Source organism: Glaciimonas sp. PCH181, from assembly GCF_003056055.1.
Classification (GTDB): domain Bacteria; phylum Pseudomonadota; class Gammaproteobacteria; order Burkholderiales; family Burkholderiaceae_D; genus Glaciimonas.
In genome coordinates this window covers 64,434-81,034 of the sequence record NZ_PYFP01000001.1, presented here as the reverse complement: position 1 = coordinate 81,034, position 16,601 = coordinate 64,434, and the positions used below count along the sequence as shown (strand labels likewise).

Annotated in this window: 11 protein-coding genes; 2 read left to right on the top strand and 9 right to left on the bottom strand. The window is 51.2% G+C overall.

Annotation, left to right across the window (positions count from 1 at the left end; all coding sequences use genetic code 11):
* Nucleotides 1–8 precede the first annotated feature (8 nt).
* The 4 genes from C7W93_RS00330 to C7W93_RS00315 all read right to left on the bottom strand — a co-directional run bounded on the left by C7W93_RS00330 (nt 9) and on the right by C7W93_RS00315 (nt 5,258).
* Nucleotides 9–1,388, bottom strand: a complete 1,380-nt coding sequence (locus tag C7W93_RS00330) for a TIGR00366 family protein (RefSeq protein ID WP_108440389.1) — start codon at nt 1,386–1,388, stop codon at nt 9–11.
* A 408-nt stretch (nt 1,389–1,796) separates the two neighbouring features.
* Nucleotides 1,797–2,912 carry an aromatic ring-hydroxylating dioxygenase subunit alpha gene (locus C7W93_RS00325; RefSeq protein ID WP_108438242.1) on the bottom strand — a complete coding sequence of 372 codons (1,116 nt, stop codon included), beginning with the start codon at nt 2,910–2,912 and terminating at the stop codon, nt 1,797–1,799.
* Nucleotides 2,913–2,972: 60 nt separating this feature from the next.
* Nucleotides 2,973–4,058, bottom strand: coding sequence for a PDR/VanB family oxidoreductase (locus tag C7W93_RS00320; RefSeq protein ID WP_225869712.1), 1,086 nt, complete (start codon nt 4,056–4,058; stop codon nt 2,973–2,975).
* Nucleotides 4,059–4,352: 294 nt separating this feature from the next.
* Nucleotides 4,353–5,258 (bottom strand): LysR family transcriptional regulator, encoded by a 906-nt coding sequence (locus C7W93_RS00315; RefSeq protein WP_108438240.1) that lies wholly within the window; start codon nt 5,256–5,258, stop codon nt 4,353–4,355.
* A gap of 423 nt (nt 5,259–5,681) precedes the next feature.
* Here C7W93_RS00315 and C7W93_RS00310 point away from each other — a divergent pair, with 423 nt between their 5' ends.
* Complete coding sequence (locus tag C7W93_RS00310) at nt 5,682–6,077, top strand: hypothetical protein (RefSeq protein WP_108438239.1); 396 nt, start codon at nt 5,682–5,684, stop codon at nt 6,075–6,077.
* 750 nt (nt 6,078–6,827) lie between these two features.
* On the opposite strand, the gene C7W93_RS00305 is transcribed toward C7W93_RS00310, so the two are convergent.
* Complete coding sequence (locus tag C7W93_RS00305; protein ID WP_108438238.1) at nt 6,828–8,648, bottom strand: DUF1302 domain-containing protein; 1,821 nt, start codon at nt 8,646–8,648, stop codon at nt 6,828–6,830.
* A 731-nt stretch (nt 8,649–9,379) separates the two neighbouring features.
* Here C7W93_RS00305 and C7W93_RS00295 point away from each other — a divergent pair.
* Nucleotides 9,380–9,598: a hypothetical protein gene (locus C7W93_RS00295; RefSeq protein WP_108438236.1), complete on the top strand. Its 219-nt coding sequence runs from the start codon at nt 9,380–9,382 to the stop codon at nt 9,596–9,598.
* 357 nt (nt 9,599–9,955) lie between these two features.
* On the opposite strand, the gene C7W93_RS00290 is transcribed toward C7W93_RS00295, so the two are convergent.
* The 4 genes from C7W93_RS00290 to C7W93_RS00275 all read right to left on the bottom strand — a co-directional run bounded on the left by C7W93_RS00290 (nt 9,956) and on the right by C7W93_RS00275 (nt 16,118).
* Entirely contained in the window at nt 9,956–10,837 is an 882-nt protein-coding gene (locus C7W93_RS00290; RefSeq protein WP_108438235.1) for a sugar phosphate isomerase/epimerase family protein, read from the bottom strand.
* Nucleotides 10,838–11,076: 239 nt separating this feature from the next.
* Entirely contained in the window at nt 11,077–12,099 is a 1,023-nt protein-coding gene (locus C7W93_RS00285; protein WP_225869711.1) for a YCF48-related protein, read from the bottom strand.
* A gap of 13 nt (nt 12,100–12,112) precedes the next feature.
* Nucleotides 12,113–14,473 carry an RND family transporter gene (locus C7W93_RS00280; protein WP_108438234.1) on the bottom strand — a complete coding sequence of 787 codons (2,361 nt, stop codon included), beginning with the start codon at nt 14,471–14,473 and terminating at the stop codon, nt 12,113–12,115.
* Nucleotides 14,474–14,714: 241 nt separating this feature from the next.
* A complete protein-coding gene (locus C7W93_RS00275; RefSeq protein WP_201747125.1) occupies nt 14,715–16,118 on the bottom strand; it encodes a DUF1329 domain-containing protein in 1,404 nt (467 codons plus the stop codon).
* Between the last annotated feature and the right edge of the window lie 483 nt (nt 16,119–16,601).

Here is a 16,601-nt window from a genome sequence, read left to right as displayed (position 1 = left end):
TGTCGCGCTTAGGGCGCAGCAAATACGGGTACGATAAAAAGATAACTTAGGGCAAACAAGCTTCCTATCGTGAGAAATATGACGAGCGTGAACCCGAGTACGCGCTGCACACCAATGCCGGCAATTGCGACTACCGGGATAGCCCAAAACGGTTGCAGTAAACTTCCGGCTAATTCACCCGCTGCAATCGCCATTGAGGTGCCCGGTATTGAGGCTCCAAGTGTCACTGCTGCAGGAATAGTGAAAGGACCTTGCACCGCCCAATGTCCCCCGCCGCTCGGGATGAACAGCGTGATCAGCACCGAGCCCAGATAGCTGAAGAACGGCAAGGTTGTGCTCGATGCAAAATGGATATATGTCGACGCCAGGGCATCGGCCAATCCAGTGGCCGACATAATGCCCATGATGCCGCCATAGAACGGGTATTGCAGCAGCATAGGCCCGGTGACTTTCGCAGCTTCAGTGACTGCAAACACGTACCTGACCGGGCTGCCATGCAGACCCAAGCCGGCAAGAAGGAAAATAAATATTACGGTGTTGATATCGAGACTTACGCCATGCTGACGCCACTCCATCGCTAGATAAGCAGCGCCTGCGAGGACGAACGCCAGCCCGCAGATTCGGGAGTTTTCCACTATACCGGCCGGCGTATTGCCACGCACGACAGGTTTAGCGGCCGCCTCATCAGCGGCTGCCAGAGCATCAGGATCTGCCGCGATGATGTCTGCATCGGCTGGTCGCATCAGGATGAATATCAACGGGATCAGCACCATTGCGACTAATCCCGGGATCAAGTTCCAGGCAGCAAACACCGTCTGTGACAGGGGTGCTACTGCGTGCGTTATTTGTTCGACCAGATTCAACGGGTTGCCCGGTGAGGCGATCGACAATGCAATCGAGCTCGAAAGGCCGGTGAACGCCCAAATCACCCACGCGCTATAGCCAGCGGCAACCAGCCAAGCGAAATCGACCCGTACTCGCTGAGCGACTTGCTTGGCCAGCATCGCACCGACGACCAAACCGAAACCCCAATTAAGGAAAGTCGCGACGGCCCCAATGGTGAAGACAAGCACGACCGCCGAGCAAGGGCCAGTCGCAAGAAGGCTAAGCCGACGTAGCCCGGCTTTAATCACCGGTGCATTTGCCAGCGCGTAACCGGTCACCAGCACTAATACCATCTGAAAGGCGAATGTGAAAATGCCAAAAATACCTTTATACCAACCGGCGAGAATATTCGATGGCGTGCCCCGTGGCGCAAATACAAGCGCGCACACTGCAGTGAACACCGAGAGCAGAATCACAATCACGAACGGATCTGGCATAAGTCGTTCGAAAAGATACACGCAATATCCGACACACCGCTGCAACAGCGATTTATGTGTCGTCATAATAGGTGATGCAGGCAATGCTTGGTGCTCCGGTCCGATGTTCGATGCCGGTGATTTTTGAAATTCCACGATTTGTCTCCAGGCTTAAGCCGAGTAGTTATAATTTGGGAATCGGATCAACTTTCGCTGTGTCCATCAATCCTGTCCTACCACTTCACTTGTCCATTCATGTTATGCCGGCAACCGCTGCCAGATGTGCTGAGCGTTGCCCCTCGGCAAACACCGCGAAATCTGAAGCCACGGTCCAAGGATCAACGCAAGGATCAACGCGTTACGCCTCGCGCCCTGCATCGATAGACTTTTCCTGTTTTTACTATCGAATGATTTATAAGAAATCCTTCTACTGAATGCCAACTATTTTGCTTGTCATTTGGGTCGAGCACGGAGGAACAGCGTCGACCCCAAATTTTAGGTATTTGCATCCAGGTCAAGCACCTTGGCGCGCTCCACCTCTGTCATTTGAGGCTCGCGTTCTTTGCGCTGCAACGCCATTAGGATCTGACGGGCGCGGCGTAACGCCTTGTCAGTTTTGAGGAAAAGTTCGGAATATCCATTGTCTGGATACTCCATCATTTTCTGCTGACGCTCCAACGCCCATTGATCTTGCGCGACAACCTCCGGGAACATCTCTGCGACCTTCTTCGCGGTGGGCATGTTTGGATCGCTCAATGTTCTGTGCCAGTCCTTGCACGACACCGACCAGCGCCATATCAGATTACGTTCATCGACAGGCATATGCAGATGCAACAACGTGTAGCCGCGTTCCTCCTCGGTGCCGAGTTTTCCAGGAGGCGCTACCCGCATCACGACGCGTGTTAAGCCAGGACTTACCATGCAATGCGTATGGATGCGCTCTACATCGTCATATAGAAACCATTCTTTCAAGTAAGGCGGCTGGCGGTAGTGGTCGACGCGGCGCGTCGTTTTGACATACGTCTGCCCTTCACTTTCACCCTCTTCAAACTCAGCAGGTATCCGGCTATTTTCCTTGTCACCGATATTGCCGTCATGTAAAGGATAGAAGTGCGTAATGTCGAGTAGGTTCTCGATTAAAAGCAGATAGTTTGCCGGTACGCGCAACGGCTCGGGAGAGCCGATAGACAGGTTGGTACTGTCGACGATTTCCGGCGTGCGTGGTGGTGACAATCTATGCGCATTTTCCGGTTTTCCTGGCCAGACCCAGACCACACCATCCTGTTCCGTGACCGGGATAACACTGAGCCTTACCTGCGGTGGAATGGCCTTATCCGGCTGCGAAGGTATCGCAATGCACTTGCCGCTCGTGTCATAACACAGTCCGTGATAAGCACACTCTAATCGCCCACTGTCGAGCAGCTTACTTTCCGACAGCGGAAAACGTTTATGGCAGCAGCGGTCATCGAAAGCGACAACCTCGCCTTTGTCTGAGCGCCACATTACGATTGGTTGATTCGCGATTTTGTGTCCCTGCAGCTTTCCTTCTGGAAATTCTGCCGAAAAACCTATCGGATACCAGCAATCTTTAACATATTCGAATTTACTCATAATGGCGTCGTCTCCTGTTTGTTGTGTCGAATGAGGTTTGTTACACGATGGCCGGTGCGGCTAAAGATCGAGAACCAGCGTTTCTGTTTTAGCGCGGCTGCAGCAGATCATCACGAATTCTTCGCGATCTTCTTCATCTAGAACGGAATCGCGATGGTGTGGTTTACCAGATAGATAGCGCGTCATGCATGTCCCGCAATAACCGCGCTTGCAAGAGACATCAACTTCAATACCATTCGCTTTGAGAACGTCGACGATGGTCTGGCCCGGCTTTACCGTAAAGCGCTTACCGGCTCTGGCCAACTCTATGTCGAATGACATTTCAGGCGCTTCCGGCACACAACTCAACACTGCTGCTGGCATTGCCGGTCCGGAAAAGCGTTCGCAATGTAACGCTTGCGCTGGCCAGTGAGCACTCGCAGCTTCCACTGCATTAAGAAGGCCCGCAGGGCCACAGTAGTACAAGTGTGTACCGGGGTCATAATTACGAAGCGCGGCTTTTAGGTCTAAGCTATTTGAAAGCTCGCCGCCGTCGTAATGTAGTGTCACGTAGCCACTTGCGATCAGCGGCGCCAATTCAGCAAGAAACGCCGTACGTTGAGGCGAGCGAGCACAGTAGTACAGATGAAAATCATGCTGCTGGGCGCGCGCTTGCGCAATCATAGACATGATCGGCGTGATGCCAATGCCGCCTGCTATAAAAACGTGTTTTGATACGCCGTTGGCTAGTGCAAAGTGATTGCGTGGAACCGAAATGGTGACTTGAGCACCGACCCTAAGCGCATCATGCATCGCCTTCGACCCTCCGCGGCCATGCGCATCGCGTAGCACCGCGACCACGTACCGATGCTGCTCTGAAGCGTCATTGCACAACGAATACTGGCGGATGATCCCATTCGGCAAATGGACATCGATATGCGACCCGGCGGAAAAAACAGGAAGCATATTTCCTTCGCCAGCGACAAACTCAAAACTAGAAATGTTTTCCGCCAGATGCGTTATCGCACGCAAAAGCACGTTAATTTTTGATTGGGTTTTGGGCTGTGGACGCGCAAGCGTCTCCTCGCTCATTACGTGTGAACTCATGTCTTCCTCCGTGTGCGGGATCGAATATTTCCGGGATATTTTGAGCAGAAATTTGCTCACGTCCTCTGATCTTCCCGTTGCTTCGAAAGAAGTGTAGGTCGCAGTAATAGAGAAGTAAAACGATATATTTACGCCTTTTTATATCAATTTTCTTGAACAGTCGGCGCTGCTTTGCAGCATTTCAAATCGCCTATTCGCCTAAGCCGACCTTGCTTTCGGCTACTGTCTCGCTATGTTTCGGAATGGATTTTTTTATGTGCCGGACGTCATTGCAACGCAGCAGACGGGGGGATACGGATGGGGGCAATTGCGCTGAATCGCCCGATTTACTTCGCAGCAATGAATTCAGGAGAACTATTTATCGAAGTCGCTGACCTCTTGCGCCAGCTCAGCCACAGCACGGGCAAGCGAATATGAATGTCCAAACGGAAACGCAGCAATGAACTCGACCGGCGGAAGCGGCAACTCGACATCGATGATCTCGAGTTTTCCTTGTGTCAGTTCGTCCTTATAGCTACGCACCGGCAAAAAGGAAACACCCATCCCGGCAATCGTCATTGATGCGGCAACGGCAAGGCTCTTGCAGCGTGCAAGATACCGGCACCGAACATGGTCGCGTTGAAACCAATCTTCAATCGCCGAGTAATGAAATGACTTGGACTGAAGACCGATGACCGGCCACAATGCCAATTCAGATGGTCGATAGGTGCGCTTCTCGACTTTCAGCGCAGGGCTCGCCATCCACGCGAAAGCGATCGTGCCGAGCGATATCGTAGAGAAATTTCGTATCCGTGTATGTCCCGGTGCGAGCACGAGTTCCAATTGCCCCTCATGAAGATCATCCATAAGTTCGCTAGTCAACGCCTCTTCAATTTCGAGTCGGACGTTTGGATAGCGTGTAGCAATAAGCTTGATCAATTCAGGCAACCACGTCGTTGTGACGACCTCCGCCACGCCGAATCGGACTGAACCGGACACTGCTTCCGGCGCAGAGATTCGATGCTCCAGCTCCGTCGAAAGGTCGAGGATACGGCCAGCGTAATCCATCAATTCGCGACCCTTAGGCGTCAACTGTGCGGTTCGATGAGTGCGGTCGAACAACTCGACACCGAGGCTCTTTTCCAACTCTCGTACCCGCATCGATATAGTTGACTGGGTCGCATACAGTCGCTCAGCCGCCGCCGCGAAGCTGCCAAGGTTGACTACCCAGAAAAAAGTTTCAAGCTGCTGCAATGTCACGGTGACCTCCGTTTCCTGCATGTCTCGCCGGGATTAACCATTGTCGGACACGTAAAGGATGTGATGATATATCGATTAATTTGTCGTTTCCATCAGGGATCTGGATACTTCTGCACTGGCACATAAAAACTACACGAGAACTATCGGCAGCCCTTGCGCTTCACGTAACAAGAACCTGTAATGGGAAAGATAATAGAGTATTTATGAATGGTAAGGATGAGTCCTGCCGGGTCAGGAGCAGCGCGGCGGTGGCCTCGTCTATCCAAAGATCGTCGCGCGGACTACTTCAAGCCATCGCGACCGTCGTCACGCTGATGATTTCGCATATCGGAGGTTCCGCCATATTGTCCGACACCAATTTCTTCAGCGTCGAAAGATATTATTGGTAGTATTCGAACTGAATCTAGCATCCCTCCAATTTCAATTGAAAAATAGGTTTTATCTATGACAGAATTACCAAAACTGGATTTTTCAACTCTGGCCGCTTTGGCTAAAGAATCTGCTCACATTAGCGCCGGGTGCACATGTTCTTCCGTCCCTTTAGTAAGCTGGGAGAGTGTTCCATTATCCTTAGTTGAGTCCAATTTTCAAGAGGTTGGCACCTTACTCGAAGATCCTTTTGTAGAACCGACATTCGTCGAGTTCCATCCTTCAGGCACTCGCTACGACTCGCCAGATGCACCCATTGCGCCACGCTATTTTCCATACAACCGTTGCATAGTTGCGAAATGCCTGGCTTGCGAACGCTACTTTTTACGCTATACAGAAGCAGGAGGATATTTTGTTGACCGCAGAATTCGCTTGTTATCATCCGAGTTACTTATCGACGCGATGCTGTAACAGAGCAATTAGCGAAAGAGGGACTTAAGACGCCGGGAGATCGATTGCGCTTTCACAGGCGGCCTATACGCAACAAGAATCCGGTAGCAAACTCCGCAAAAAAAGCGCAAGAAGATTGCTACCGCACTCGTCATTAATGCGGGATTACTTGATCTAAAAAAAAGCCCGCAGTACCTTTCGGTAGCGGGCTAAATCCAATCCTTAGGAGGTGTTGGAGGAGACGTATTTAATATATCAAGGCTCATCCCTTCAACAACTTCTATTTACAATTTCTTACATCGACAAATGAAAAAGTCTCAGACTGATTTAACCACAAGGCTTTTTCATTTGTCATACAGGCGATGATTTCCAAAGCGCAGTTTCATCTGAAAAGTGGCCCCGCATTTAACGAATCAGCTCTAGTATTAACCGTCCTGACATCAAGGGCTTCTGTATTCGTGAAGGAGACGGTGGCACACAACTTGTATTCCAGCGGGTCCTCCGAAATAAAAAGTGAGCAGACCATGCCGCTACCTGCCGGTGAGGCATCGGAGCACTTAGCTGGAATAAAAAAAACCCGCTCGAAAGCGGGTTGAAAATCCCCCACAAGATGAGTGGTGGAGGAGGAGAAAGAAAGAGCACCGTTCAGTACGGCGAAACGTTCCAGTTAGACCCAGTGCAACTAACATCCATCCACAGTGAAGGTAAAACAGGAGCAAAAAACCTTATACCCCTGCCCTTCCATCGGATATCAGCTCACCGTTACCGTCTTTAAAAATTGCGTGTCACGAATGCGCCGATGACATTGCGGTCGGAAAACGGCTGCGACACTGCATTACCACCCCAGTACGCCGTAAAGTTGATACCGCCCTGCCACTTCAGCGGATTCTGGTTGAACAGAACGTAGAAGTTGGCCGATTTGGCACCCGACTCATAGTTAGCAGAGAAGGTCGGCGTGTAGCCAGAGACCGCATCATAGAACGTAACACCCGGCGTCACTTGCCAGCCCGGAATCAGAGTGCCGTCATAGGTCGCATTGAAGTCAATTGTGAGTCCCACTGAGTTCGACGTACCCTGCGCCGCGGCAATCGGATAACCAGTGCCGGAATTGTTGTTCAACCAGGCGCCATATCCTGCAGCGGCTATTTGATACACCTGCTGCCCATTCACGGTACTGTTATATTGGGTGTTCGCATTGACGCCAGGATATCTGATCACCGTCAGTTCTGTCGTCAGTACGCCAAGATCCGCGCCGATTAGCTTGAGCAAAGGTTGTGAGGTCTTCGTCATGTTCAACTGGCCATTGATGTCGAACTGGATCTTATGGAAATCCTTATAGGCCGCGCAGTTGAGTCCGGCCGGTGCATTGGTATTCGCATCAGGTAGTCCACCGGCGCCGTAGCATCCAGACATCGCCACTGCATCGTGCGGCCGGTACGACAACTCGGAACCGATAGCCCATTCGCCCAGCGCGAAATTGGTGCTGACGCCGAACAAACTACGATTTTGCAAGTAAGACCATTGCGACACACCGTTCGACAAGAAAGACAACACCGGCGACTTGTCGGTGTAATTCTCGTAGTAGAAACCGAAGTTGATGTCAGCCCCTGGCGGCTTGTATCCGAGCTTCAACCCGATCTGCGGCCTGTTGCCCGGCAGCACCGTGGTATAAGCGCCACCGACTGCATTGTTCGGCGGACCGGCATACACCCCGGCGAGCAAATTCTGGTTAACACCATTCAGAAACTGAGCGTTGTTGCTATTCGGTCCGGCGATAGTGCCGGCATCAATACTAGCGACGTTGAAGTTCTGCGAATTGATTGAGGCAGGACTTGCGCCACGCCCGAAGGTGTTCGAACCCGACCAGTAAGTACCGACCGGCGGGTACTTGTTGCCATTCCATTGGAATTGGTAGTAGGCCTCTGTGGAAAAGCCGCCCGGCAGACTGCTGGCAAACGCGAGCATCGGCGCTGGCAGTAAGGCCTGCTTAAGCTGGGTTCCCGGAACAAACAGTTTCTGGATGTCGAGCGAATTGGTGGCATTAATGCCGCCCGAAGCAAAATAGCTTTCGCCCCAGTTGATGACCTGATTACCCAGTCGGAAATGAGCGTTCTGGTTGCCAATAGAAAAGTCCTTCTCGGCCCAGAAGTCGAGCAATTGAAGGCTATCGACTGCCTGACTCTTGGCGTCCGACGCCAGCGGCGTGCGCTGCGTGTGGTCGGCCGCGAAGTCATACATGCCGGTGCCGCGGATCAGAAATTTGTATCCCTGCGATGGCATCGTCATGAGCAGTTCGCTGGTGAAACTGGCATAGGCGGTGTAGGGCTGTCCTTTTTTGTAATTCAGATCGCCGTTGTCGCCGTTCGCCCACTGGGCGGTGTTGGCTGAACTGCCGCAGCCGTTGGCATTAGGGTCCCCGGTTAACGTACAACTCGGACTCTTGGTCCGCACACCGATCCCGGCTGTCACATTAGACGTTAGCGAGTAGTCTATGTCCTTTAGTAATGAGTCGGATTCGTCTGCCTGTGCTTGTCCGTAGACAAACATCAGGCAAGCGCCAGCTCCGACTATCTGAATCATTGTTTTTTTCATTTCTAACTATCCCCAAATTTTATGAATGATCAAGCATGCTCCAGCATCTCAGCTCAGCCCAGTTTCAAATGCAGGCCACTACCAAAATTCCTTCCTAAATCCGGGACATCCAATCGGCGTTCGCCAATCGCTCGCAGGCGTTCCGAATTAAAATAACTGTCTTTCAAACGCAGGCTCTGACTTACCTAAATAGACGCATTTTTTATGATCTGTTGCGGCACCAAAGTGCTATGTCTAGCAATAAGTATCGTATGGCAAACACCAGAGATCAATTTCGCATCAAGATCATTTTCGACGCACAGTGACGCACGAACTTGACGCACTTCGCTGGCCGCGCGAATGAAAATATGAGCGTCCGTTTGAAAATTCACGAGTGATAAAAGCTCAATATGAAAGAGCGCAAAATGCAACAAAGTGATCGCCATTTATTTGTGGCCATGGAAGCAATAACCTTCCTGAGATGTCCCTGACTGCCGCTGTCATGGAGGCTTAGAAGATCGCATAGCCTGCTGCAATTTACCTCCCAGCCAGATCAGCAACGTATTTTTCACGTATCTGTGACGTTGCCGAGCCTGCTGGGTAAAATCACGTGATAACGAAATCGAAATCGCTCTATCCCGCTCGCCGCTTTTTGGCCGTACCGGCAGTTGTGCCGCGCTGGCATTTTCGATTTCGGTTGCACCAACGTGATGGCAAAAAGTTGTTGTTCGAGCGCAAGGTTGCCGTCAGCGATGAAACGATTCGGCGCTGGTACGACAAGTTTGGCGGGGCATTATCCATCGCATCAAGACTGCTTGCGGCAAACCCTGCACACCATGCATTTCAATAAAGTGTTTGTGATGTTTCGCGACGAACCTTACGCGCTGCGGCAAGCAGTTGATCAGCACAGGCGCGAGCGCGATATCCTGAGACAAAAACGTCACGATAAAGCTGCTGCCAAATGCTTTTAATCCGTTGCTTGCCGTATGTCCTGAAAGGCGGTGCAAGTTAGTTATCGACCCACCGCCCGACTATCCGGTAGGGGTATCAAAAGTAGGTATGTAAAAGGCCGACATCTCCGAACTGACCGATGTGAAACACGTTTTCGTTAAAGCCAATGCACAACCGAGCTGAAAACAATCATCCGCAAAAGAGAGCGTCTCCGCGTTATTGCAAACAGCTCGATGCACGCTTTTGCGCCTCACATCGACCACTGATATTGCCCAAAATCCGTCTACTTATTTCTGACCGAAAGCACATCATCCGCTCAAGTTCGCCGCCATCACATCAACGTGACGACGCCATTTTTAACAAGCCGTATGAGTCTATTATTTCCCGACCAATTTTTCCATCAGCGCTTTCAGCGCATGCGCAACACTATAACTATTCTGCTGCTGTTGTTTTTTAGAAAATAGTTCGCACCCCCACCATCCGTCATATCCTGTGGCCTTTACTGCATCAGTCCACTCCTGGAGATTCAACACGCCTTGGCCTGTAGCCACATTTCTAAGCACCGCCTCGTTGGGTACGCCACTTTCAAACAACAGTGAATCGCATATATGCACGCCGTAAATCAACTCTTTATTTATTTTCGAAATTTCCTCTGGCTTGTCGCCCGCCGCATAGCCATGCCAGTAGTCGATTACCACCTTCACGTTGCTACGTTCGGCGCGGTCTATAAGCTGCAAAGCCTTCGCTATGCTACCGATCGGGGTCCAGGCCAGCGCTTCCAGATATAGCAACAGTCCATGCTCCTGCGCCTTGTCTGCGAGTGCTGCAAGATTTTTCGCAGTCAGACGCATTTGCTCGCTCTCACTATGCCCGAGCAAACCGGAATACAAAGTGGGCGCCTTACCCTGCCGGTGATCTATCACCGCTTGCACTTCCAAAGGACCGGTAATAACTTCTATGCCTTTTGCTCCCGCAATATTTGCGAGCCTAAACATCTCTTCGGCTTGATCGTAGAGAGCCGTGGATTCTTCTCCCTGCCGTTCTATGTCGACTAAAAACCCGATGCCAGGAACCGTAATATCCTTCAATAAATCACGTAAATCTTGCTCGGAATACCCCGCGGCCAAATAGCCCTTCAGCTTATCTGTCGTTATCTCCATCGCATCAAATCCTGCGGTTTTCGCGACATCTATATCCATCACAAGATTGGCGTGCTTTGTGACGGTGGAGTGCATGGTTAACATATTTTTTTTCAACATGTTTTATTACATCCTGTGATTAACTGCTTTCGATTGGTCTACTGTGCTTGGTAGCTAATGGGATACGTCCGCTTAAAATGGCTCCCTTGCTTGGATCATCTAATCATCCGATATTCCCGTCTTGATCTGAATCAAGAGAGCCGCAAAAATCCGTTAGATACGGAAATTTGCGAACCCGATTTTCAGACAATGTATGTATTCACCCACAGCCCTGCACCGTTACTGTCTTCCTGCTGCCATCACTTAGATTGATTGTTATCGGACAAGAGGCCTTTCTTCGAAAAAATGATCAATTTGTTTGCGTTGCTGGCAATCGCGGCAGTCAGGGCTTGCCGGTCTTCCCGTTGGCTTGCCTTAAACGTCTGCTCCATGTCATCGCTCTCCAACGTTACGCCATCCAACCCGACTGCAAAGGTCTTCGATCCAATCTGCGCAAAATCGGTGATAGAGCTTTTATTGTTCGACGCTATTGCTTGCCAGGTATCGCCATCATCCTTGCTCAGATAAATCGATCCACGCAAACCGCCCACCAGCAACGTGCCATCCGTATTGGCAAGCCCGGCCCAGAACGACCCTTTATAACCTGTCGTCAAATACGTCCAGTTGGCACCGCCATCCAACGAGCGCAATACCATTCCCTGCTCTGCCGTGACGAACAGCGTCCCTTTGCTATTGGCAAAAATCTTGTACAGATTACGGTCAATCTTTCCGCCGCCTGGTGGCTCAGGCAACTTGATCGTGGTCCAGCTCTTACCGCCATCCTGCGTAGTCAAGACCAGCGACCATAACCCCACCGCCCATCCTTCATTTTTATCTTTGAAGTAGACCGAGAACAAGGGCTGATCAATCGTCGTGTCCGAGCGCTGCACTTTCCAGCTCTCTCCGCCATCTGCCGTATTGAGCACCACTCCCCACTGGCCCACCGCCCAACCATTTTTATCGTCGGCGAAACTCACCCCTGTCAACGTCGCACGGACCGGGACTGATTTAGCCTGCCTGAAATGGGCGCCGTCATCGTCTGATAACAGCACCACGCCATGATCGCCTACTGCGACGATACGACGGCCAGCCTTGGTCGCCGCCAGAATTGATGCATTCAGGGAACCAGAAGAATTTTCCGCAGCCTGCATTTTCAGCGCCGTTGGTGCTGGTCCAGCGCCAGGTGTTGCTTGTTGCGCAAACGCTGGTGCCACCAGCAATACCGCCAGACTACTTACCAAGCACGCTCTTACCCACAGAATCATCGGTATCGTTGTTTTCATAGTAATTTTCCTATCAGTGAGCCATGATGCCCGGTGCGCGCACCGGACCGCGCCGCGGAAAGACGATTTCCAACACCACCGCCAAAGCGGGCAATGCTGTCAACGCCATCACCAGATTCACGATGAACATGAATGCCAGCAGCTTGCCCATATCGGCCTGAAATTTCAAATCGGAAAATGCCCAGGTAGCAACACCGACCGCTAAGGTAATTGCGGTAAAGATCGTGGCCATGCCGACCTCAAGGATAGATTTTTCCAGGGCCTTCACGATCGGCACACCGGCAGCCAGATGGAGTTGCAAGCGGTTATAAATATAGAAGGCATAGTCCACGCCGACACCAACCGCCAACACCATGACCGGAAGCGTGGCGACGGTCAGGCCAATTTGCAGCTCCTTCATGAACCAATAACCGATGAAAGTACCGACCATCAAAGGGAGGCAGCAGGCCAACACTGCACGGAAATCGCGATACGCCAGAAATACCAGTATCACAATGGCCGCATATACATACAGCATCATTGGTAATTCGCTCTTTTCGACTTCATCGTCGATAGCTGCCATCACACCGGCATTACCAGCAGCAAGCCGGATAGTGACGCCTGGCATCTTATTGGCTGCTCTGAATTCCTTCACCGTATCGATGATGCGATTGATGGTGGTTGCCTTGTGATCCGTCAAAAAGAAATGGGCTGCGGTCATGCTGCAATCCTTGTTCATATAACCGTGTATTCGTCCGATTTCTGCACTCAGGCCGCCATAGTTGCCCGAGTCGATCGGCACAACCGACATTTTGGGATTACCCTCGTTATAGCCCTCATTAAAGGTCCGTAGTTGGGATGCGTATGAAGATGCAGAAATGATGCCCGGCACGTTCTGTATGTGCCAGGTAAAGTCATCCTGATAGGCACCCAGCGCCACATTGCCGCAAGAATCAGGTGGTGCTTCGAATACGACGCTGAGCCAGTCCAGACCCATATCATAATTGCTCGAAATCGATACTGCGTCGCGGTTGTAACGGGCTTCCGGGCGCAATTCCGGCGCACCTGCTTGCAACGTACCGATTACTCTATCGCGACTTTGCCATACAGCCACACCGAACACACCAGCTACCAATACCAACACGATGACCGCGTTGCGCGGCTCCGCTACGCGGGACAAAGTACGCAACCATTTCGAACGCTGCTCGCGCTTGAGCATTGCTTTCTCGGCATATTCTTTGGTGAAATGAAAGCAGGATGCAGCCACCGGTAACATGATCAAGTTCGTCACAATCTTGTAGCCAACACCGATTGACGCCGTGACGGCCAATTCGCGCACCATCGGAATCGGAATCAGAATCAGCGTGATGAAGGAGACGAATGCCGTGATCAAGGCCAGCGTGCCAGGAACCAGCAAGCCGGTAAAGCTTGAGCGCGCCGCCGCCATCGTACTTTTTCCGTGCGACAATTCACGCACAATAAAGTTGATCTGCTGCACCCCATGCGAAGCGCCGATAGCAAATACCAGAAAGGGGACCAGTACCCCCAACGGATCAAGCCCATAACCAAATAATCTCAATGTACCAAACTGCCAGATCAGCGAGGTAAGCGAACAGGCGATCGGCAAGATGGTAAAGCGCAAAGAATGGCAATACCAGTAAATGGCTAATGCCGTTAATAACAGGGCGATGCCGCAGAAAACCAGAACACCCTTGGCGCCATCGGCGATATCGCCAATTTGTTTGGCAAAACCAATAATCTGGATTTCGAACTGACCGTCTTCGAATTTTTTACGTATCCGGTCTTCTAGCAGATGGTTATACGCAATGTAGTCGAGCTTCTGCCCGTCTCTGTCTACTTCATTTAATTCAGCCGTGATCATCGCACTCGTCTGATCTCGCGCAACTAGCGTCCCGACAAAGCCACCCTGACTGGTTGAGCGCTGAATCGCGGCAATGATCGCCGGTGTCAGATTTTCTGGCGTGATGGTGCTTGGAATAACAGGATTCGCGCTGAATCCTTCTTCCGTAATTTCGTTTACGTTACTGTTTGGCGTCCAGAGAGACTGCACACCGGCACGATCGACGCTCGGCAGATACACCACTGCCTGCGTGACGTCATACAGACGCTTGAGGGATTCTTTGGTCCAAATTGATCCGGATCGTGGCTTGACGACAATGGTCAGCCGGTTCGCACCTAGCAAATCCGAACGATATTTCTGAAACGTTTCTATGTATTCATGACCGAGCGGCATTTGCTTTTCAAAGCCCGCTTCCATGCGTAACTGCAAAGCGAATATGGCCATGATCCCGGTAAACACCGCGATCGCGCCTAACGTCAGCTTGCGATGGCTGAAAAAAAAGTTTTCAAGCCAACCTACAAGTTTCATTAACATTGTCCCATCCTTTACTTATTCTACTTTTGAGAAACGGTACCGATTGACTATCGCCGCCTGCGATCCGATCCGACTTGCATCCACCGGAGTAAGACGACTCTTCCAGCAAGACGCGACAATACCGACGCAACTGGATTTGGATCCAGTCGCTAGTCAGCTAGAGCATGTGTTCACACTTATTTTAGCGGCTGCGACCATCGCGTCATTGCGACTTCGTGGCGATAGTGCAGCCGTTTTTCGATTAACGCTCGCTTTGTGAACGCAAGTTTTCAGGCGTATAGAAATCCGTTTTTAACGCCCGGATGTTTCCAGGTTCGCCGAAGAACTTGACGTCCTTGTTCGAACCAATCGGTTGCTGGTCGGTGAGGTAACGTCCAGTTACCAGGTCATAGTTGACAAAGGCTGAGAACATACATGCATTGTTCGCATCCCAGGCCGGGATCATCTCAGTCTCGCGCACCATCCACAACTTGCCTTGTGCGTCGTAGTCTTCAGCGGCCACCAAGTTCCAGGTATCCTCATCCAGATAGAAAGTTCTCTTCGGCGAACTATGTCGCACGCCGCTCTTCACAGTACCCTGGACCACCCACACGCGGTGCAATTCATAACGATGCATCGCTTTGTTAGGCATATCCGGCTTAAAGGCGGTCGCCTTGTCTTTACGGAAATCGTAGGCTCCGAAATCGTTATAAGAAACGTACATCTCTTTTTTCCCGACCAACTTCCAATCGTACCGATCGATACGGCCGTAATAGCCCGAGATGATGTCAACCGGATATTCGCTTTCCCATCCGATCGAAGGCGCATCGTAGGCATACGAAGGCAAGCGGCGTACCCGACGTTGTCCTGGGAAATAATAATATGACTCGGAATCCGCGTTATATACCGTATTTAATATAGCAGCCTGGCCTGCAAACGCTGCCGGTTTGAGGTACTTAAAGTAAGTCATCGAGTCCTGCATCGGCAACTCGCTGATTTTCTTACTACCTTTACCACCCCATGGGTAATAGAAAATCTGATAGGCGCTTGCATCGATCCACTCGGTCGAGCCTTTACGTGGCGATGCAAGTGTCGTGAGGGAATCGATTTCCCAACCTAATCCGGTGTAGCGCAGCTTGTGATTCCAGATTGCCTCTGCGCCATTTTCTGGTATCGGAAACGGCACGCCCGGCAGGTAAGCGTCTTTGATGTCGTAGCCGTTCGCAGCGAGTTTGGCAAATCCAACGTTCTTCTTCGTGTTCTCCTCTACCCACTCAGGGTAGCCGCAGTTCCGATGCGTTTGATACACATCCATCGTGTAGCCTTTCGTTTGCTTGATCAGTTCAACCTGACCCGGCGAAAGCTTGTCCGCATATTTACTGACATTCGAAGCGTCGATACTGAAAAGCGGTTTCTCACCCTTATGGCTCCAATAATCGCCGCGATATTTACCTTGTGACCAGCCTGGGAGAGGCACATCCTTGCCGTCCCACTTAGGAATTGTGCCGTCCTTATTGCCCGCCATTTCGGCGCCAACAGGTGTCAGGTCTTTTCCGAGGTCATCTGCACCCGCAGCGTAACTTGCCGCTGATACGCAAACCATCAGCGCCGCTGCAGCAATTCTCGACAGTGCGCCAAATTCGATTTTTTTATAAACGTTTTTCATACAGCTCCTCCATTCAAACTGCCAAGGTTAAGGTTTAACAAACTACTTACTTCATTCCAGGAATGTCGACGACATCCCCTCAATACCGAACTTCATGTAAATCGGAGCGGCCCCACTCAGCACCGCTAACGCCAGGCCATGAAGTTCCCGAGTCGCTACCGCGATGACTCTACCGACCGAAAAAGAGTCAACGGATTGCCTTGCAAGTCACCGACAACTCCACCCATCCCCGAAAATCGCCTCTATTTCCTGAGCCGTAAACGGTAACGGGTGAATCGTCGTGCTTGTACTCGACCTCGATCGGGCTTCGAAAGTAAGCGCCGGAAATTCCGCGAATCAGGTCTGCCAGTTCTTCAGCAAACTTGCAAATCGTGGAAATCACTAGTGAAAGCTGTCAGTGAATAGTCCATCTTTTGTTTGCGTACAAACTTGTAACGCCCAACCTGCTTAACGGAAAACACCGCAACTTTCTTATCACCCCTG

Coding starts and splice junctions, on each gene's coding strand:
- C7W93_RS00295 (WP_108438236.1), top strand. CDS start 9,380: ATGAAACGATTCGGCGCTGGTACGACAAGTTTGGCGGGGCATTATCCA.
- C7W93_RS00275 (WP_201747125.1), bottom strand. CDS start 16,118: ATGAAAAACGTTTATAAAAAAATCGAATTTGGCGCACTGTCGAGAATT.
- C7W93_RS00285 (WP_225869711.1), bottom strand. CDS start 12,099: ATGAAAACAACGATACCGATGATTCTGTGGGTAAGAGCGTGCTTGGTA.
- C7W93_RS00280 (WP_108438234.1), bottom strand. CDS start 14,473: ATGTTAATGAAACTTGTAGGTTGGCTTGAAAACTTTTTTTTCAGCCAT.
- C7W93_RS00330 (WP_108440389.1), bottom strand. CDS start 1,388: ATGACGACACATAAATCGCTGTTGCAGCGGTGTGTCGGATATTGCGTG.
- C7W93_RS00310 (WP_108438239.1), top strand. CDS start 5,682: ATGACAGAATTACCAAAACTGGATTTTTCAACTCTGGCCGCTTTGGCT.
- C7W93_RS00315 (WP_108438240.1), bottom strand. CDS start 5,258: ATGCAGGAAACGGAGGTCACCGTGACATTGCAGCAGCTTGAAACTTTT.
- C7W93_RS00325 (WP_108438242.1), bottom strand. CDS start 2,912: ATGAGTAAATTCGAATATGTTAAAGATTGCTGGTATCCGATAGGTTTT.
- C7W93_RS00290 (WP_108438235.1), bottom strand. CDS start 10,837: ATGTTGAAAAAAAATATGTTAACCATGCACTCCACCGTCACAAAGCAC.
- C7W93_RS00305 (WP_108438238.1), bottom strand. CDS start 8,648: ATGAAAAAAACAATGATTCAGATAGTCGGAGCTGGCGCTTGCCTGATG.